The sequence below is a fragment of the Bradyrhizobium sp. 154 genome (assembly GCF_023073875.1).
Classification (GTDB): domain Bacteria; phylum Pseudomonadota; class Alphaproteobacteria; order Rhizobiales; family Xanthobacteraceae; genus Bradyrhizobium.
Genome location: NZ_JADPKG010000072.1, coordinates 26,545 through 46,197 on the forward strand (window position 1 = coordinate 26,545; position 19,653 = coordinate 46,197).

Annotated in this window: 16 protein-coding genes; 4 read left to right on the forward strand and 12 right to left on the reverse strand. The window is 57.5% G+C overall.

Annotated elements, in window-relative coordinates:
* Nucleotides 1-108: 108 nt before the first annotated feature.
* The 6 genes from IVA92_RS17880 to IVA92_RS17905 form a co-directional block, all read right to left on the reverse strand.
* Nucleotides 109-1,161, reverse strand: a complete 1,053-nt coding sequence (locus IVA92_RS17880; RefSeq protein WP_247281168.1) for an SDR family oxidoreductase — start codon at nucleotides 1,159-1,161, stop codon at nucleotides 109-111.
* Nucleotides 1,162-1,330: 169 nt separating this feature from the next.
* A complete protein-coding gene (locus IVA92_RS17885; protein WP_247281169.1) occupies nucleotides 1,331-2,329 on the reverse strand; it encodes an NAD-dependent epimerase/dehydratase family protein in 999 nt (332 codons plus the stop codon).
* Nucleotides 2,330-2,348: 19 nt separating this feature from the next.
* The gene (locus IVA92_RS17890) at nucleotides 2,349-3,515 is read right to left on the reverse strand and encodes a DegT/DnrJ/EryC1/StrS family aminotransferase (RefSeq protein WP_247281170.1); all 1,167 of its coding nucleotides are present in this window, start codon (nucleotides 3,513-3,515) and stop codon (nucleotides 2,349-2,351) included.
* A gap of 34 nt (nucleotides 3,516-3,549) precedes the next feature.
* Nucleotides 3,550-4,812: a UDP-N-acetyl-D-mannosamine dehydrogenase gene (wecC, locus tag IVA92_RS17895; RefSeq protein WP_247281171.1), complete on the reverse strand. Its 1,263-nt coding sequence runs from the start codon at nucleotides 4,810-4,812 to the stop codon at nucleotides 3,550-3,552.
* Nucleotides 4,805-5,929 carry a UDP-N-acetylglucosamine 2-epimerase (non-hydrolyzing) gene (gene wecB, locus IVA92_RS17900; RefSeq protein WP_247281172.1) on the reverse strand — a complete coding sequence of 375 codons (1,125 nt, stop codon included), beginning with the start codon at nucleotides 5,927-5,929 and terminating at the stop codon, nucleotides 4,805-4,807. The genes wecC and wecB overlap by 8 nt, the downstream gene beginning before the upstream one ends.
* A gap of 3 nt (nucleotides 5,930-5,932) precedes the next feature.
* Nucleotides 5,933-6,727: a WecB/TagA/CpsF family glycosyltransferase gene (locus IVA92_RS17905; RefSeq protein WP_247281173.1), complete on the reverse strand. Its 795-nt coding sequence runs from the start codon at nucleotides 6,725-6,727 to the stop codon at nucleotides 5,933-5,935.
* Nucleotides 6,728-6,915: 188 nt separating this feature from the next.
* Between IVA92_RS17905 and IVA92_RS17910 the strand changes: the two genes are divergently transcribed.
* Nucleotides 6,916-7,821: a glycosyltransferase gene (locus IVA92_RS17910; protein WP_247281174.1), complete on the forward strand. Its 906-nt coding sequence runs from the start codon at nucleotides 6,916-6,918 to the stop codon at nucleotides 7,819-7,821.
* A gap of 22 nt (nucleotides 7,822-7,843) precedes the next feature.
* Here the strand turns inward: IVA92_RS17910 and IVA92_RS17915 are convergent, their stop codons facing one another.
* From IVA92_RS17915 to rfbC, 5 genes are read right to left on the reverse strand one after another with little or no spacing between them, the layout of a single operon-like run.
* Nucleotides 7,844-9,013, reverse strand: coding sequence for a hypothetical protein (locus IVA92_RS17915; RefSeq protein WP_247281175.1), 1,170 nt, complete (start codon nucleotides 9,011-9,013; stop codon nucleotides 7,844-7,846).
* 54 nt (nucleotides 9,014-9,067) lie between these two features.
* Nucleotides 9,068-9,943, reverse strand: coding sequence for a glucose-1-phosphate thymidylyltransferase RfbA (gene rfbA / locus IVA92_RS17920; RefSeq protein ID WP_247281176.1), 876 nt, complete (start codon nucleotides 9,941-9,943; stop codon nucleotides 9,068-9,070).
* A complete protein-coding gene (gene rfbD, locus IVA92_RS17925) occupies nucleotides 9,852-10,838 on the reverse strand; it encodes a dTDP-4-dehydrorhamnose reductase (protein ID WP_247281177.1) in 987 nt (328 codons plus the stop codon). Before rfbD ends, rfbA begins: the two co-directional genes overlap by 92 nt.
* Nucleotides 10,839-10,846: 8 nt before the next feature.
* Entirely contained in the window at nucleotides 10,847-11,905 is a 1,059-nt protein-coding gene (gene rfbB, locus IVA92_RS17930) for a dTDP-glucose 4,6-dehydratase (protein ID WP_247281178.1), read from the reverse strand.
* A gap of 14 nt (nucleotides 11,906-11,919) precedes the next feature.
* Nucleotides 11,920-12,618: a dTDP-4-dehydrorhamnose 3,5-epimerase gene (gene rfbC / locus IVA92_RS17935; RefSeq protein ID WP_346015613.1), complete on the reverse strand. Its 699-nt coding sequence runs from the start codon at nucleotides 12,616-12,618 to the stop codon at nucleotides 11,920-11,922.
* Nucleotides 12,619-13,010: 392 nt separating this feature from the next.
* Here rfbC and IVA92_RS17940 point away from each other — a divergent pair, with 392 nt between their 5' ends.
* From IVA92_RS17940 to IVA92_RS17950, 3 genes are all read left to right on the forward strand, one after another.
* A complete protein-coding gene (locus tag IVA92_RS17940; protein ID WP_247281179.1) occupies nucleotides 13,011-15,338 on the forward strand; it encodes a Wzz/FepE/Etk N-terminal domain-containing protein in 2,328 nt (775 codons plus the stop codon).
* A 100-nt stretch (nucleotides 15,339-15,438) separates the two neighbouring features.
* Nucleotides 15,439-17,436: a hypothetical protein gene (locus tag IVA92_RS17945; RefSeq protein WP_247281180.1), complete on the forward strand. Its 1,998-nt coding sequence runs from the start codon at nucleotides 15,439-15,441 to the stop codon at nucleotides 17,434-17,436.
* A 168-nt stretch (nucleotides 17,437-17,604) separates the two neighbouring features.
* A complete protein-coding gene (locus IVA92_RS17950) occupies nucleotides 17,605-19,071 on the forward strand; it encodes an exopolysaccharide biosynthesis polyprenyl glycosylphosphotransferase (protein WP_247281181.1) in 1,467 nt (488 codons plus the stop codon).
* Nucleotides 19,072-19,113: 42 nt separating this feature from the next.
* Here the strand turns inward: IVA92_RS17950 and IVA92_RS17955 are convergent, their stop codons facing one another.
* On the reverse strand, nucleotides 19,114-19,482 hold the full coding sequence (locus tag IVA92_RS17955; protein ID WP_247281182.1) for an H-NS histone family protein: 369 nt from the start codon (nucleotides 19,480-19,482) through the stop codon (nucleotides 19,114-19,116).
* Between the last annotated feature and the right edge of the window lie 171 nt (nucleotides 19,483-19,653).

Genomic DNA, 19,653 nt, shown 5'->3' on the forward strand with positions numbered 1-19,653 from the left:
TGGCAGTGCACTATCTGTGATCGTGTCAGGCCGACTCTGACGAATGAGCTTGACGGTTCCTCGGCGATCTCCAGCTCGTCGAGTTTTGCCGCACCGATCAGCTGGCATTCATGACGCGGCTTGAAGCTGCAGTTTCGAGTGGCGCAAATCGCTATTAAGCACTCCCTCCCCAAGCAACTTCCGAATGTGGCTGATCCGCTGATATTTCGGCCCTTCGAATTCTTCCAACGTCAAATTTGACGAACGGTAGACCCTATAGAGCTGTTCCGCGCCCATCCGAGCGTCCCAGCGCGGCTGGAACCCTGGCAGCTTACAGCGGATCTTCTCGAAGCTCACTCGGTAGGATCGCTCATCTGGACTCGCATCCTCGGCGAACTCCACCGTAGAATTCGGCACCACACTCGCGACGATCTCGGCTAGATCCCGAATTCGATAATTGTGAGCAGTCTGACCGACATTGAATGCCTCATTGAAGACGGATTCGGCAGGCGCCTCCAATGCGGCGATGAAAGCTCTAGAGATATCCTCGATGTGGACGATTGGCCGCCAGGGCGAGCCATCCGATTTCAGATGAATTCTTCCTGTTGTAAACGCCCATGCAACAAGGTTATTCAAAACAATATCGAAGCGCAGCCGCGGTGAGACTCCGTACGCTGTCGCTGGCCTCAGATACACCGGGCAAAACCCGTCGCTGGCCAACGTCGAAATATCACGTTCGGAGGCAACCTTGGATTCCCCGTAGGCGGTCACCGGATTGAGCACGGCGGTCTCATCGATCATTTCTTCGCCGGCTTTTCCATAGTTGCTGCAGGACGAGGCGAACAAGAAACGACGTACGCCGGCATGTTTGGCTATCTCGGCGATTCGAACGCTTGCGCGATGATTGATCTCGTCGGTCAGCTGAGGCCTCAGATTGCCGAGCGGATCGTTGGAGAGCGCTGCTAGATGCAGCACAGCGTCGAAGCCAACGAGATCCGCGACCTCCGCGTCTCTGACGTCCTTCCAAATCGTCGGGACCTCGAGAATGCTACCGCCAGCAGCGTATGTACACCGGGAGTAGATATCGCTGTCCATTCCAGTCACCTCGTGACCGGCGCCGATCAGCATTGGCGTCAAGACCGTGCCGATGTAGCCAAGATGACCCGTTACAAGAACTCGCATTGCCATTCTCCACCGTACTCAATTTCATGAACGAAACTTGCCCGGTTTCCGTGTTTCGGCCAACGTTCTGTCAAATGGCGGCCCCGCCTGGACCACGCAAAGTGCAGAGCAGGACGGCTGCACGCAGGGCTTCGGCTCCTTCGCAGGATGTTTCGCCACAGCAAGGGACTCATGAAGCCAGAGCCTGCCGTTGGCGCGCTGTTGCAAGCCCTCGTTCGGAGCGCCACCACTTCACAAACTCCGTCAGTCCGAGTTCGAGCGGCACTGTGGCTTGGAAGCCCAGCAGCCGTTCCGCTTTGCCAGTCGACGCCACCCGCCGCGGTACAGGATTGATCGAGTGCTCGGGCGCGATCTGCGGGAGCACGCCGTCATTGCCCGTAACGGAAGCCAAGGCCGAAGCGAGCTGCACCAAGCTTGTCTCGACACCGCTCCCCACGTTGAATACCTCGTCGCTGACCTTTGCCCTCGCAGCAAGGATTGTTGCTCGTGCTGCGTCACGGACATGCACTAAATCCAAGGTCTGCTGGTCGTGCCCAATTATTACCGGCGGCGTTCCAGCCTCCACTTCCTCCATCCAGCGGATCAACATTTCGGCGTAGCGGCCGTGCACATCCATTCGGCTGCCATACACGTCAAAATATCTCAAAGCGATATAGTCGAGACCATGCATATCGTTATAGGCGCGGAGCAGGCCTTCAATGCAGACCTTCGCTGTTCCACAGATCGTACGGTTTCCATACGGGTTCTGATGCTCCGTCGTCGGAACTTCCTCCGCCGCGCCGTACACCGCAGCGGAAGACGCAGCGATGAACTTCTCGACGTCATACTTGACGCAAAGTTCAAGCAGGTCGAAGGTACCGTTCACCATGACCTCCATGGCAAGACGCGGCTCGGCCATGCAATGGGCGCTGCATGGTGCAGCGTGGTGAAAGATGATGTTGGCTCCCTTTACAAGAGCTTCTACCAACTTGGTGTCGCGCAAATCACCGCGGACTAGTCGAACGGGGCCTCGATTAAGCGACTTCCTAAGATTCTCCGGTCGGCCGGTCGTCATGTTATCCAGCGCGACGATCTCGACGCAGCCTTCGTCGCACAACAAATCTACGATATGCGAACCGATGAATCCGGCCCCTCCGGTAACGAGAACGCGTTTGCCCTTGAGATCCATGCTGACCGCTCTCCTGCTTCTAGGCTAATCGGCCATCTCGAGGCATTTTGTTCTGAAATGCCCAGTCGCTCCGGAATATCTGGGCCTCTCGTGGAGCCACTTTTCTCAGTTCGGAAGCAACAATGCCGGCGCGCTCCGGCAACAGCTCGGGATAAATGGGAAGCGATAGAAACTCACGCGCAAGCCTCTCACTTACAGGCAGATCGCCGACGCGATATCCCAGTTCTACGTAGCTCTGTTGTAAATGCACCGGAACGGCGTAATGAATGCCGACGCCGATCCCCGCGCGGCCTAACATGGCAAGAGCCTGATCGCGATGCTGAAGCCTAAGAGCGTAGATATGATAGACATGCCGGCTGTGGCTGGGTGGCCGCGGACTCGCGAGTGCAGCAGTCGACAATGCCTGGTCATATTGCGCCGCGATCGCTCGACGTGTCTCAGTCCAGGATTCGATGTAGTCCATCTTTACGTTCAGTACTGCTGCCTGCAATTCGTCCATTCGATCATCGTATCTTGCAAAAACGTGATTGCGCTCGTCATCCTGATTCCGATCGAGGAGCCACGACACACGTCGCGCGAGTTCCGGCTGATCGGTGACAACTGCTCCGGCCTCACCATAGGCTCCGAGATTCTTGTCGGGATAGAAGCTGAAGCAGCCCAAGTCTCCGATCGAGCCGGCACGCCTGCTCTTGTACACAGCACCATGCGCCTGCGAAGCGTCCTCGATCACAAAGAGACCATAGCGGCGGGCAATCGACATGATCGGATCCATGTCCGCCATGAGCCCATGCAGATGGGCCGGCAGGATCGCCCTCGTTCTGTTCGTAATTGCAGCCTCGACCAAAGCAGGATTCATCGTCCACGTGACTGGATCAACGTCCACAAAGACGGGTGTTGCACCGCACCTGATGATGGCAGCAGTCGCCACGACGAAATTCATCGAGACCGTGATCACCTCATCGCCCGGCCCCACTCCAGCCGCCAGCAATGCGAGACGGAGCGCCGATGTGCCACTGTTGACAGCGCAACAGCACGCGACATTGCAGTAGTCGGCAAACCGCTTCTCGAAAGCGGCCGCTTCGGGCCTCCATGTAGACCGCAGGTCTCGAACGGCACGCGCGATCGCAACGTCGATTTGCGACCCGACTGTCCGACCTTGTGCTTTCAAGTCCAGGAAGGGTATCAAATTGGCAGTCTCGCCTCTGGAGGGTTCGGCAGCTTCACGTTCGCGCAGGCATATCTTGCCATATGCCCCGAGTGTCGATGACGTCGAGATGACGGCGTTCGGCTAGTGGAACCATCTTGAATTCGTCGTGGTCGACCAGGAGAAGGGCGATCTCACACGTGCGTAATGCTTGGTCGATGCTCAAGAATCCGAGCCGGTAGTCTGCAAGTTCGGGCGGTAGCCGCCGCAGATTCGGTTCCACAAACTTGATGCGCTCCCCGTACTTCTTCGCCAGGTGTATTGCGATTTCCATCGCCGGGCTTTCGCGCAAATCATCGACATTTGCCTTGAACGTCAGCCCGCAGCAAGCCACGTTTGCATATGGATGATCGTCGATCAGAGCCTCGGCTCGCTCAATAATGCTTTCCGTCTTGGCAATGTTGACCTCGCGGCTTGCCCGCATGAGTCGCGCGAGGTCCGGCGCCGAGTCGATGATGAACCAGGGATCGACCGCAATGCAATGACCACCCACACCTGGTCCCGGTCGCAACACAGTCACGCGCGGATGACGGTTGGCAATATCGATAACCTCCCAAACATTGATGTCGAACCTATCGCAGATCAATGAGAGCTCATTGGCGAATGCAATGTTCGTGTCGCGGAACGCGTTTTCCGTGAGTTTGACCAATTCGGCTGCGCGCGCGGTGGTTGCAACGCAGGCGCCCCGAACGAACATCTTATAGAAGCGCTGAGCCCGCCGAGTGCAGGCAGGCGTCACTCCCCCGATGCACCGGTCATTGTTGATGAGTTCACTCAAGATCCTCCCGGGCAATACGCGCTCCGGACAATAAGCGACGTAGATTGCACCATCCTCATGACCGTTGACACCAACTCTCAGGTCGGGCCTGCGTTCGCTAATCCGCTTGGCAATTCCTTCAGTCGTTCCGATCGGCGAGGTCGATTCGAGAATGACGAGATTACCCGGTCGAAGCAGATCGAGTATGGACTCGACCGCGGTATTCACGTTGGACAAATCCGGCCGATTGTTTCCGTCAATAGGTGTGGGTACCGCGATAATGAAGACGTCGGCGGCTTGCGGTTCGCTTGATGTCGTCAACGCTCCGCTCGACACCACTTTGGAAACGAGACCATCAAGATCGGGCTCCGAAATGTGAATGGATCCGGAACCAACCGTCCTGACCACATATTCCTTTGTGTCCACCCCAACCACCTGAAGGCCGCGGCTGGCTATCAGCGCGGCTGTCGGCAAGCCGATGTAGCCAAGTCCGATGACAGCAACTTTATGGAATTCAGGCATCAAGAAGCACCTTCACGATCCGCTCGCTCGCCCGCCCGTCACCGAAGGGATTATGGGAGCGAGCCATAGCCGAATAAGTCTCATCGTCGTCAAGAAGACGGAATGTTTCTTGGACGATCCTATCGTAGTTCGCGCCGACCAGTCGTGCGGTGCCGGCTTCGACGCCCTCCGGACGCTCCGTCGTTTCACGCATGACAAGGACGGGCTTTCCGAACGTCGGCGCCTCTTCTTGCACGCCTCCGGAGTCAGTGAGAACCAAATACGAGAGCGACAGAAGGCTGACAAAATCGGTGTACTCTTGGGGAGAAATGAGTACGACACGCGGATGATCGGCGAGGCGGCTCGCGAACACGTCGCGAACGTTCGGGTTCGGGTGAACCGGAAGTACAACGGCAACGTCCTCCCTGCTCAGGATTGTCTCCAGTGCATTGACGACGTTGAAAACTCCCCCGCCGAAATTCTCTCGGCGATGGCAAGTGACTAGGATAATGCGGCGGTTGCCGTGGCGCTTCTTGATTCCGTCCCAGCGGGACGAGAGCTGCGGATCGGCCTCCACCATGGCTTTCGCGAGGATCAGCGCGTCAACGACCGTATTTCCTGTAACATGAATGCGATCCTTGGAGACGTTCTCCGCCCGCAGCGCTCTCGCAGCACGCTCGGTCGGCGCGAAATGCTGATCGGCGATCGAGCCGACAATCTTGCGGTTCACCTCCTCGGGCCAGGGTGCGAAGATATCTCCACTTCGCAGTCCCGCCTCGACATGTGAGACCGGAACGCGGTGATAGTACGACGCCAGCGCACCTGCCATAGCAGTCGCAGTGTCGCCCTGGACGATCACTCTGGTGGGCTTCACCCTCTCCAGCACTTCTCCGATCTGCGACAATAGCCGGCCGGTTAGACTATCGAGCGTCTGATTCACTGTCATGACGTCGAGATCGACATCCGGGACCACCTTGGCCACCTTGAGAACCTGGTCGAGCAATTCCCTGTGCTGCGCTGTCGCGCAGACCGTGAGGGCGATGTCTTTGTTCTTTTCGGCCTTGAGCCGCTTGATGACCGGAAACAGCTTGATCGCTTCCGGCCTGGTTCCTAACAGGATGAGAAAATGCTTTCGCACGCCTCACCCTCCGATCCGACCTGCCCCAGGGGGCAGCACACTGTACATGCCAGGCGCCCGTCTAACTGCCTGCCACATGAAGGCTTGCGTCAAGATTCCCGCAAATAGCGTGTTGGTCCTGGCATACCGCCACCACATCCGCCTGGGCTCCTGATAAATGCGGTACAACCATTCGAGGCCGAGTTGCTGCATGCGAGTGGGAGCTCGCAGAACCGAGCCCGCGAGAACGTCGAACCCGCCGCCCACGCCCATGATGAACGGTACGCCGAGCTCGTCGCGGTGGGCCGCAAGAAATCGTTCCTTCCGCGGCGTGGGCATGCCGATGAACAGGCAATCAGCGCCACTGGACCGAATATCGCGGACGACCTCGTTCTCCTGCTCGCTTGAAAAATAGCCGTGCCTCAACCCAGCAAAGACAAGCGAAGGGTGCTCGTCCCGAACACGCTGCGCCGCCTGTTGCACGACGGCGGGTGAGGCTCCCAGAAAATACGGTCGGAGGCCCTCTTGCGCGCACACTTTCAGCAACTCGCTGAGTAGATCTACGCCGGTGACTCGCGACGTTGCCGGGAGACCAAGCACCCGCGCTCCCCAAAGGATTCCCATGCCGTCGATTCCGACAATGTCGCTGTTCGCGACATCAGCGGCAAGCACTGGATCGGAGCGCATGTTGACGAACTTCGCTACGTTGAGCGCCACATGCTGCAGACGCTGACGGTTTCGCATCGCCTTACGAGCAAGGTCGACGGTCTCTGCCATAGTCAAGATATCGATGGGGCACCCCAAAAAGTAGGCACGCATGGGTTCCTCCCCGGCCATGGTTCGCTTTGAGCGAAAGACCGCTTTCAATTGAAACTTAAATAATATCGAGATAATAATGATAGCGATTTTATTTGCAAGTTATATTGATATTATATTTTGACCTTAAATGCGAGGCCGACAGCCGCGTAAGCGGTCAAGTCGCGGCAGTCGTCGGCGGAGGGAATTAAATGAACATTAAATGTCGCGCGATCTCGGTGATTGTTCCACATTTGAATCAGCCAGGCGCGCTGAAAACATGCCTGGCCAGTCTCGAGGCGCAGAGCATTCCCCGGGATTCGTTCGAGATCATTGTCGTTGACAACGGCTCCGCAACCTTGCCAACCGGCGTCCTCGCTCAATATCCGGGCGTACGACTGTTGTGCGAGGCGCGGCCCGGGCCTGGCCCGGCGCGCAACACCGGAGTTGCTGCTGCGAGCGGCGAGGTACTTGCCTTCATTGATGCCGATTGCAGGGCACATCCGGATTGGCTGAGCAGCGTGTGGCGCTCACTGCATTCGTTGCCGCCTCGAACGGTGCTCGGAGGGGACGTCCGCATCTGGCGTGGCACGAAGCCACATCAGGATGCCATCGCGGCCTACGAGAGCGTCTTCGCTTATCGATTCAAGCTCTATATTGAGCGCGATGGCTATTGTGGCACTGGCAACATGGCGATGCTTCGCCGGGATTTCCATTGCGTCGGTCCGTTCGCAGGGATCGACGTGGCGGAGGATATGGAGTGGGGACAACGGGCGCAGCGTGCCGGGCTTCGATTTCAATATATCCCGGAAATGATCGTCTTCCACCCGGCCAGGAGTTCTCTCCAGGAGCTCTATGTCAAGTGGGACCGACAGCTTCTGCACTACCGCAACATGGCCGACGGTAAGCCGGCGTGGAGATTACGCTGGATTGCGCAGGCCCTACTTGTTCTGGCCTCGCCCGCTCCGGGCATCATCACGATCTTAACGAGTGACCGGCTCTACGGTATCGGGGCCCGCATCAAAGCTATCGCAGTCATGTGTGCCGTAAGAATGCATCGGGTCACAACAATGCTGTCGCTGCTGCGCAATCGGCGAGCCGTCATCTGGAACCGTTAGCACAAGCGTTCGTCCGACGGCGTCAGGCCGGCATGGGTACCTTGCCAAAGGCCGAGTTGTGGGTCAGTTCCAGCAAGTCAGCTCGCTGACCGAATGACCACAATATCCAGCCCAGTTCGTAGCTACGGCATTCCAGCCGAAGTCCGACACCGGCATTTTCAATTAGCCCGGACTCGTGTCCGGAGTAGGCGTTTGTGATTGCGCGCAGCATCCTGGGCGCCCTCGTTGTCAGCTCCTGCTTGCGGAGCTGAGATCGGATGGTCAGCCCGAGATCGGGCACCAGCATCGAGCGGCGAAGCTGGTTCTTGCCCAGTACCCAGGTAAATCCCTTGACTAGGGCATTCCGCGCCCCCCGAACCCGGTAGCGCTCTGCCCATTCAAGCAACGCCGGAGCCATGCCATACTGGTGCACCGAGTAGACTTCATAGAAATCAAGCACGCGCCCACCAGCCGCATCGAAGAACCAGGGCCACTCGCCGTCGGGGCCTTGAAGCGCAATCAACTTGCGCACGCAGGCCTCTGCCATGGCGAGTGCGGATGACTCGCCTGCGAATTCACCGTAGTGATAGCACGCAATTGAGAGATAGATCTGCGTCGCGAACGAAGCGAAGCGCCGCCGAAATCCCGATGCTGCGTCGAAGAATAGCCCTGATCCGGTGTAGAATCGCTCTTGGAGAAAGCGATACAGCGGAGCGGCGAAAGGCGCCCACTCCTTGCCGCCGGCCCTGGCCTGAGCCACCACGCCCGTCAATAGCATACCCAAATCTTGGGCCCGAAATGTCTTCCACCCCCCCTGATCGCTCAAGAGCGCCTTCACTTCACGCCTAACTTGCTCGGGCAGCTCGAGGCTGAGTTCTGCGGAAACCCAAAGCGCCATGCCGAGTGCATACTTTGGTACCGAAAGGACCGTGAGCTGGACCGCATTCCGATGGAATGTTTCCGCTAGATTGATGCTGCCAGGAACCTCCTTTATCCTTGACATTCCGAGCAGAACGTTAAGCGTGTAGAATACATCGCTGCGCCGTAAAGACTCGTTCGGCGAAGCGCGCCCGTCCAGATGGTAGATATGTGACCAGCAGCCGTGTTCAGGTAGCCAACACCGCTCCAATCCGCTGAGCGCATAGCGCACCAGCGGGGAATTTTGCGAGAGATCGGGCATCAAAGTCCCACTGTTGATTGGGTTGATGTTCATCGAAGAACCATGAGTCGACTCGTTCCAATGTCTGCGGATGACTCAACCCGAGACTCAAGTCAGGAGAGACCCGATCTCGCGCAAATACTGACCGTAGCCACTCTTCTCCAACGGTCGCGCCAACTCTTCGATCTGGTTGCGCTCGATGAATCCCTGCCCCAACGCAATTTCCTCAAGGCAAGCAACCTTCATGCCCTGGCGCTTTTCAAGCGTCTGCACGAACATAGCCGCATCGATCAGCGACTCCACTGTTCCGGTATCTAGCCAAGCGAACCCCCGTCCCATCCGCTCGACATGGAGCGCCTTGGCCGAAAGATACTGCATCTGCAGATCGGTGATCTCGAGTTCCCCGCGCGACGACGGCTCAATGCGCCGTGCGTAGCGCACGACGTTGTTGTCGAAGAAATAGAGACCTGTGATCGCCCAGTTCGAGCTCGGCTGCTTCGGCTTCTCCTCGATCCGCAGCGCGCGATCGCCCTCGTCGAACGTAACGACGCCATACCTCTCCGGGTCTCGTACATGATAGGCGAAAACGGTTGCACCTTCCTCACGCTCGGCAGCCCTTGCGAGCATTTCGCTCAGGCCGTCGCCAAAGAAGATGTTATCTCCAAGCACCATCGCAACACGATCGCTCCCGATGAAGTCTGCGCCGACAATGAACGCATCCGCCAGACCGGCGGGTCGGGGCTGCTCCGCGTAACTGAGCCTAACTCCCCATTGACTGCCGTCCCCCAATAGGCGCTCAAACTGACACCGATCTGATGGTGTGGTTATGATAAGAATCTCGCGCACGCCTGTCAGCATCAGCGTTGACAAGGGATAGTAGATCATCGGCTTGTCATAGATGGGCAGTAGCTGCTTGCTCACCGCTCTCGTGATTGGATACAGTCGAGTTCCGCTGCCCCCAGCCAGCACAATTCCTTTCAGCATCGATTCTACCTTCCGGGAGTTGGTCGAGACAAGTTTCGAGAGAACAGCGCCATAACGGCAATCGAATGCCTAAGACGCGTTCTGCCTTGGATGAATCGAGGCGCGAATTCCGCGGCCGTCGCGCGGCCGTCTGGTACTGTTCGCTCGTGATCGCCTCAAGCTGCGGCACTCGGATTCCGCGATGAGCGAGCAAGTCGAAAATCGCTTGGGCAAACCCATGCCAAGTCGTCTCACCCTGTCCGGCAAGATGAAAGATGCCGGCCATGGCTCTACGATCGCGGGTTAGCAGCCGCGCTGAGAGCTGAAGGATCGCCGACGCAAGGTCGAGCGCGGAAGTCGGATTTCCGCATTGATCCTGAACGACTCTGACGACTGGTTGCGATTCACAGAGCCGCAGCATCGTCCGAACAAAGTTGTTGCCGTGGGGACTATAAAGCCATGAAGTGCGAATTACCGTTGCGAGCGGGTGAGCCGCTAGAACGGCAGCTTCGCCCGCGAGCTTCGATGCGCCGTACACATTCATTGGCGCTGGAACATCGCTTTCCTCGTAAGCATCCAGCTTTGTGCCGTCAAAGACATAGTCGGTTGAGATTTGGATGAACGGTATATTCATTTGCCATGCGACATCGGCCAACGCGGCCGCTGCGTCGCGATTAATGCTGAAGGCTCTTGCTACTTCCGATTCTGCTAGGTCCACCGCCGTGTAAGCGGCAGCGTTGATGATCATGGACGGTGCGAATGGATCGATCGCCCGTCGGAGTTCCCCATGAGTCTCCAGATTGAGTTCGCTGCGTCCAAGGGAGACCACGGGCATGCTGTGCAGCACCGCGAGGTCATGAAGACACCTTGCCAACTGACCGTTGCGACCAGCAATGAAAATGGGCCTTTCCATCATTCTCAGCCTCAATGTTGTGTAGCCAAGAGCCCTAGACGCGAGCCGTCATAAACCCCGCTGCGGGCACGCTCCCACCACGCGCGGCTCTTGAGATACCATGCGACTGTTTCGGTCAGCCCCTGCTCGAACGTTCTTGTGGGCCGCCAGCCGAGCTCACGGCGAGCTTTCGACGCGTCGATCGCGTAGCGGACATCGTGTCCCGGACGATCCGGCACAAAGGTAATCATCGATCGTCGCGTTGCCGGACCGGGATACAACCTGTCGACGACGTCGCAGATCTGGGTAACTACGTCGAGGTTCGAGCGTTCGCTATCGCCGCCGAAATTGTACTTCTCGCCGGGCCTACCTTCCGACAGAAGCGTGATCAAACCTGCCGCATGATCTTCCACATGCAGCCAGTCGCGCACGTTTCGGCCGTCGCCGTACACCGGCAGCGGCTTGCGCTCGATCGCATTAAGAATCATCAAGGGGATGAGCTTTTCTGGAAATTGAAACGGGCCGTAGTTGTTCGAGCAATTCGATACAATGACCGGCAGGCCATAGGTCTTGAACCATGCAAGCGCGAGATGATCCGAGGCTGCCTTGCTCGCCGAATAGGGCGAACTCGGCTGGTAAGGCGTTTCTTCCCGGAAGAAGTCGGCAAGTCCGAGTGAGCCGTAGACCTCGTCTGTCGAGACGTGAACGAAGCGAAACCGCTTTCGTCGTGATACCGAGAGGCCCTCATAATATTTTCTGGCTGCTTCCAATAACGTGTAGGTCCCCACGATATTCGTAGCAATGAAAGCGGCCGAGCCGGTGATCGAGCGGTCGACGTGACTCTCGGCTGCGAGGTGAATGATCGCGTCAGGCTGGTAGCTGCTGAACACGAAATCCATGGCCTCGCGGTCGCAGATATCCTGCTGCTCGAACAAGTATGACTTTCGCCCCTCGATAGACGCCAACGAGGCTGAGTTGGCCGCATAGGTCAGCTTGTCGACATTGATCACTGCAGCGCCCTTCTGTAGCACCAAGCTACGGCACACTGCAGAGCCGATAAATCCCGCTCCCCCGGTCACCAGAACGCGCATCTGACCGCTCTCCGTCACTCGAAAATGGCCATAAGCTGGTCCAGCCTGGGCAGGGACCTGTCTTTTGGCGACACTTGGGCATCGACTGTTGTCACCGGCCACTCGATCCCCAGGGCCGGATCGGCCCAATAGAGCCCTCCGTCATGGCTTGGAGCGTAGACCTGGTCGACCTTGTAGAACACGACGGTCTCAGGTTGCAGCGTGCAGAAACCGTGCGCAAAGCCTTTGGGGACAAGCAGTTGCTCACCCGTTTTGCTATCCAGCTTGACAGCTATATGCTTTCCGAAGGTCGCCGAGGAACGCCGAAGATCGACCGCGACATCCAGGATGGCGCCGCTTAGCACTCGTATGAGCTTGGCCTGGGCGAACGGCGGTCGCTGGAAGTGCAAGCCCCGGACTGTCCCGACCTGATCTGAGCTGGATTGATTGTCCTGAACGAAATCGACGAGAATCCCTTTCTCTGCGAATGCCGATCGCTGAAATGTCTCGCAGAAATAACCCCGCGCGTCGGATACTCGATCCGTTTGAATGATCTTTATATCTGGGATCTCTAAACACCGTACTTCCAGCATGAAAGCGTCCTCCCGTACGTAGTGCTCAGTCCCGCCAGAAGGCGCAACGAAGTCTTCAAAGCACCGATCGAAATTGCTCTCGTCGAAACTGCCTTCGCCGTTGTCATTCGAGCCGTCATGATGGGCGCTCGCATATGCCACGCGTCTGCAGCGCGGGAGGAGTTCGATTTCTTGAGCCCAGTCGCATCGCTATGCCAGCACGCGGTCCATTCAAGGCGTTCGAATGTCGTTGAATGATCGGGGAGACCCGCCACGCTTCTTCCTTCACGATCGGTCCCGCCGGGCCATCCTTTAACCACCATAATTCAAATACATTTAATTCCATCCGCCGATTATCGTCCGGCGCGCAACAGCGACTCCGCGCAGAATTGGCCAAAAAGGCCCCTTCCGTGGACCGCCGTTCAATTAATACCCGAATAACATTTAATTTGGCAATCATATTTTTCTACGTTATATTCATTTAATAAATCATATACCAAACGCTCGCATGCGGGCGACCAAACCGACGTGTTCCCGAGCCAGACAGGTACCCCATGCTTCATCAGAGCAATCTTCTACAGACCGACAGAACACGCTTTCCTCTGGCCAGCCCCGCCCAGTCGAACGAGATGAACGGCGGGGGAATCGGCGATCTCGTCAAGTTCGCGGTCATCTTTGCAAGGCGTCGATATCTTATGATCATCGTCACCGCCGCTCTCGTATTCGCAGCCGCGATGCTCTACCTGCGGTTCGCTCCCCCGACCTACACAGCTCAAGTACAGATCCTGCTGTCGAATCCTCGAGCTCAGTTCGTTCAGCAGCAGTCACTCCTTCCAGAGCCGGTCGTCGACGCGGCCCAAATCGAAACGCAACTGCAGATGATAAGGTCGCGGGGGATTGCAGCAGCAGTCATAACGCAGCTGAATCTCGCCAACGATCCAGACTTTACGGGTTCACGTTGGTCCTTCAGCTCGCTACTGTATCGCATTCGAAACCGCGGTCAGCAGCCGGAGCACGATTCGAAGGCTGATACGCCCACGGAAGGCGCGATCGCCGCGTTGCTGGATAGGCTCTCCGCGTACAGGATCGGATATAGCAAGATCATCGAGGTTAGCTACAGTTCGAGCAGCGCGGAACGCGCGGCGGAGATCGCCAATGCCGTGGCCAACGCGTACATTAACGACCAGATGAATGCGAAATTCGAGGCCACGCGAACGGCAGCGAGTTGGCTGCAGGAACGTCTCCAAAACCTCAATGAGCAAGCACTGACGGCCGAACGCGCCGTGAGCGCATATAAGTCCCAAAATAACATCGTCTCGACCGGCGGAAAATCGATTGATGAACAGCCCGTCAACGATCTCAACGCCCGATTGGTCGCTGCCCGAACCCAGACTTCCGATGCACAGGTCAAGTTCAACCGCTTCGACGCCGTCCTACGCGCCAATGCAGCTGGCTCCTCCACCGTCAGCGCTCCTGACGCGGCGAGTGCCGATGTCCTCCAGAGCGCGATCATCAATACGCTTCGCCAGCAATATCTCGAGTTGTCACGTCGCGAAGCCGATTGGTCAGCCCGGTTCGGCCGCGACCATCTGGCGGTTGTCAACCTGCGCACTCGGATACGCGACATTCGCACATCCATCCTCGAAGAAGTTAAGAGGCTCGCCGAAACCAGCAGAAACGAATTGGAAGCTGCTCAGCAGCGGCAGCAGGAGCTCGAGAAGCAACTTGCTCGCGCCGTCTCGCAATCACGCCTGACGAACTCAGCAGAACTGACAATACGGGAGTTGGAGAGCCGAGCGAAAAGTCTGCGCGCCATGCATGAGGCGTTTCTGCAGCACTCCATGGGGGCGACCCAGCAGGAGACATTTCCGATTTCGGAAACACGGGTGATCTTTCCCGCCTCCCCGCCGGAGCGCAAGAGCAAGCCGAAGGCAAACTTGGTGCTCGGTTTCGGCTTGGCCGCCGGGCTAGCACTCGGGATCGGCTTGGCTCTTCTGAGAGATGTTTTGGACAGAGTTTTCCGCACGTCCTCACAGGTGGAGACCGCACTGGAGCTGCCGTGCTTGTCGCTGGTCCCCTTGCTGTCGTCTCCGAAGGGGCAGAAGTCTACCGCCCGATCCCAGCAACCGGATGAAGATCTGCGATCACGCACGATCTCAAACGTTCCGACGCTTCACCGAGCCGTCATCGGGATGCCGCTCTCCCGCTTCACGGAAGCCATCCGTTCGATCAAGCTCGCTATAGACCACACCCCCGCGAAGGCCTCCAACCAAGTGATCGGAATCACGTCGGCTCTGCCAAATGAGGGCAAGACGACGATTGCAGCCTCTCTAGCTCACCTCATCGGACATAGCGGTAAGCGAGCTATTGTCGTCGATTGCGACCTTAGAAACCCTTCACTCTCTGCGGCCATGGCTCCGAAAGCTGCATTCGGTTTACTCGAGGTGGCGAACGGAAAGCGTTCGCTCGAAGAAGCGCTGTGGCACGACCCCAGAACCAATCTTGCATTCTTGCCAGCCGTCCGGCGTGGCCCTATCCTTCATACGAGCGAGATCCTTTCCGCCGAAAACATAAGCAAGCTATTCGACCGTTTGCGGCAGACCTATGACTACGTCATAGTTGATTTCCCGCCACTCTCGCCCCTGGTAGACGTGCGTGTCACTGCGCCGTTGGTCGACTGCTACGTTCTCGTCGTCGAATGGGGACGGACGAAAATCGATGTGGTTCAGCATGCCCTGCATACTGCGCCGACCATCTCCGATTCCTTGATCGGCGTCGTCCTTAACAAGACCGATATAAGGGCAATGGCACGGTACGACGCTCACCGGAGTGATTACTACGATGACAGCCACTACGTCAGATATGGCTTGTCGGTCTCTTAGGATGACCCCCTCTAACTCGCGTCGAGCCAAAACGATGGAGTCAGGCGCCTGCTGCAACATGCCCTTGGTTTGAGCGGGTCAGAGTCAGAAATGGTGTAAAATGGTTGTCCAGTCTGCAATGCTCGCTGTGCCTGCGGCGGTCGCTGCGGCTTTTGCTGTGGTCGAGAACCTAAAGAGTCCAGTGGTGCTATCGGGCATTCTTGCGGCCGCTATACTGGCCATCGGCCTCTTCGCCAAGCCGTCAACCCTCGCCTCCTTCGCAAGGCTTCTGCGACCCCTTATAATTCTGGCTCTTGCCGCACCCGTGCTTTGGATCGCACTGCAAGTTGTTCCGATCCCGCTCCGCGGGCTCGGCAATCAGATCTGGGCGACGGCGTCGGCCGCTCTACACCAACCTCTCGCACAGAGGTTCTCGGTTGATGTACACGAGACGGTACTGGCGCTTTCACATTACAACATTGTCCTCGCTGCCGCCCTCGTCACCGCGGTCGTTGCTCTGGACACACATCGGGCGGCGCAGGTCCTCTATATCCTTGTATCGATCACCGCCGTCAGCTGTATATTTTCGATCTGGAGAAACAACAACCTGAGTGGCTCCTGGCCCGCCGAACAAGCTTGGACCGGCTCGACCGCGGCAGCACTTGGTGTCCTTCTCTCCACTGCAATGGCTATCCGTGCGATCGACCAGTTACGGCGGCCTAGACGATCGCCTCGCTCGCCGACAGGACCGCTCGCCATTCTTAGCAGCGCGTTTCTATCATTGATCGTCTCGCTTGTGGCGATCGCACTTTGTAGCGGTTCGACAGCGCTGATTGCCGTGCTGCTCGGGGTGACAATCATCCTCACGGTGGTCGCAATTCGCAAATGGTTCTTTGGCCTGTGGGGCAGAGCTGGTGTTCTCTCAACCGCCACCATGTTGTTCGTCGCCAGCCTCACTTTCGTTCCGATCAATCGGAATGCTGACCTGACGATTGCCTTATCGACGCAAACTCGGGCCGCAACCGAGCGGATGCTACAGGACACTCACCCGATCGGGACCGGTGCAGGCACTTTTGTTGTGCTTCTGCCGATTTATGGAGACGTTGGCATGGTCCCAATGCGCGAACGGCCGACCGCTGCCGCGGCGGTCGCGGTCGAAATGGGACGTACGTTCCTCTGCGGGCTATTGATAGTCACCGTCATCAGCGCCTGCATCTTGTTCGGGCGCGCGTTGTCTCGCAATCAGGCTTACCTATATCCAGCCGTCGGCGCAGGCGCTTGCGTATCGTTGACAATACTGGCCTTTGCCGAAAACGGCCTTTTCGATTTATGGACATCACTGTTGGTGGCGGCGGTCTACGGCCTGGCTTTCGCTCAAAGCCTGTCCGGTACAGCCCGCGACGTGGAATCCATCAAGTTGCGGCAGCCTACACAGGACGCCAGCGACCGAGCCACGGCAGCGCGACGAATTCATTCGGCCATCTTCGCTTTCCCATGGCCTCTGACACGCGTTGTTCTGACAATGATCGGATTGCTGTTGGCTGCGCAAGCAGCTTTGATGGTCTCGCAAAGTTGGCCGTTTGGTGATCGCCTCTCTGATACATCGGTTGCCGGTTCGAACGAAGCCTTGATCTCAGCGCACCAATCCACGCGCGAGGATGTCGCCGCTGCAACTGTGCGCCTCAGGTCTGACAAGGCCACGGACCCGCAGAACACCGGCCGGTCCACGGACTTAAATGCTTTTTCTGCAGTGCTGGAATACTCGCCCCTTCGAGGCGACGTTTGGCTCATGCTGGCGGCGCTTTCAAAGCAGCACGCGGCGACTTATGACACGGCAAGCTTACTTAGGATGTCCTACTATACTGCACCAAACGCGCTGGATCTTATTCCACTACGGCTTTCCGTCGCTCTCGGCATTGACGCTGCGATCAAGGATCCTGAGCTACGAGATCTTATCCGGCGCGATCTTAAAGTTGCGATTACCGGCCGGACCGCACTCGGGCCAGCTATCGCCGCTGCATACCAATCGGCATCGGCAGACGGCAGGGCGCTTGCCGAGAGCTCGATTTCGGAGCTCGACCCAAGCTACCTCCACAAGTTGCGCTCGCAAGGCCCATAGCGTTTTCCAGCAGTGTGTCCGATCGCGCCCAGATCGGTCCTGATTGATAATCGGGCGGGCGTCCAAGATCCGATTAAATTTATCAAATTGCGACCAATTCAGGTTGAATAATATATTTAAATTCATAATATATTAATTATTAACCGCATGCGCTCCTGTTGATTGGCCATGAATTTTATCAACCGGCATATCGGCGACCATGAGAGCGATCTAGCTCTCGTCAACTCACGATCGTCCATTGCTGATGAAGGCAAATGGCCCGTCCGGTACGACTCTGTTGAATTCGTAGCGATCTGCGCCGATATCGCGACCATTCTATTCGCCGGCTTCCTTTCCGCGCTTCTTTCACCCGGCAGCCCGGCACCAGCTGGCCTAGGCCAGGCATGCGCCTACGCGGCAGCAGCATCAGTATCTTTTGTCTACATTCTGAAAGGCAGGGGGCTGTATCGGCCAACAGAACTCCTCGTTCTCCGAAGCCAAGTTCGCGCTATTTGCCTCACGTGGATTTTGTTGCATCTCCTGGCCGCCGCTGTAGAGATGCTGGATGACAAGCCACAGTTCTTCCGAGGTGCCGGCCTCCTGTTTGCGGCACTCGGCCTGGCATCTTTGATTGCGCAACGGTGCGTTGCCAGGACACTGCTAATAAAATGCTTCAGTGGCAGGAGGTTCGCTCGGACGAATCTCGTCCTGATCACCGATCAGCCGCCTTCGAATCATGCTGGTCTGTCGGAGACTCTTGCGGTCCTCGGCTATTGCGTTAAGGGCCGCTTTGGGTTGCCTGCGATGAGCTCGGACCCCGGTTCCAGAAAACGGCTCAGCTGCCGCGTGATCGAACATATTCGGAATTCCGAAGTCGATAAAATCGTGCTGGAGGCCAATCCGGAACGTTGGGCCGACCTTCGTGCCTTTATCTCCGACCTGAGGGTGCTGCCATTCCCTATCGTGTTCGTCCCGGTTGGTGCCGCATCCGAACTGCTTCGACATCCGGCGAGGAGCTTGGGAAGTGCCGCTTGCGTGGAAATCCAGCCGGGCCCCCTCACCGCAATCGAGCGCGCAAGCAAGCGAATAATTGATATTATCGGCGCGGGATTTGCTTTGATAGTCTTTGCACCATTGCTCGCGATGGCTGCGGTCGCGATCAGACTGGATTCTCCCGGTCCGATCCTCTTCAAACAACAAAGATGCGGCTTCAATGGCCGAATATTTTCCATCCGAAAGTTTCGGACGATGCATGTGCTCGAGAATGGACCTGTCGTCGTTCAGGCAACGCCTCTTGATCCTCGCATCACCAGGGTTGGCAGATGGCTACGGCGAACGAGCTTCGACGAGCTGCCGCAGTTGTTGAACGTCCTCGACGGCAGCATGTCACTGGTGGGCCCACGCCCCCATGCCGTGGCCCACGACGGACAGTTCGAAAAGCTCGTCCGGAAGTACGCCTTCCGGCGCCGAGTGAGACCCGGATTGACCGGATGGGCTCAAATCCATGGCTGCCGTGGACCAACGCCTACAGCGGCCATGGTTGAGCGACGTGTGGAGTACGATCTCTGGTATATCGACAATTGGAGTCTTCGGCTAGACCTCGCAATCCTGCTGCGAACTCCCATGGAAGTGCTGCGGGGGCGCAACGCCTGTTAAGCGAACAGGATCGCGGCGCCACGCCGGCCCATGGACGGCAATTCACGCCCGTTGCCGATACTTCGGAGCCGCTTCCCCTATGCGAAACTCCTCGATCCGACGGCCGGATTTCATGGCAGCAACCAACCACCGCGGCCGCTTGCCACGTCCCGACCAGGTTTCGGAAGTCTGCGGGTTGCGGTATTTCGGCAGCACGCGCGGATATTTGCGCCTCGGTTTGCCGGTCGGAGAGACACCCGCCCCCCCAATTTCGGCTGACACAGCTATGCCACCGCCGAGAACCGCCAGGCGCTTCTCCAGTTCCTGCTTTTCGGCCTTGATTCGATCCGACAAAATGCCGCTAATTTCCTCATGAAGCGACCATAGATCGTCGAGGGACATCGCTTCTAGTTCGAGCTTCTTGGTCGACATGCTAGCATCCTGTAGTTGCGCCCATTTAATATTGCCCCGGCCGGGTAATCAAGAACCAAGAGGGTCAACATTACAAAAATATGTGGAACCGAACGACAAGTTCGTGCTCCACATAACTGCGTCGCCGGTTCTAATCAAGACGGAAAAATGAACTATCCCCCTCAATTTCAT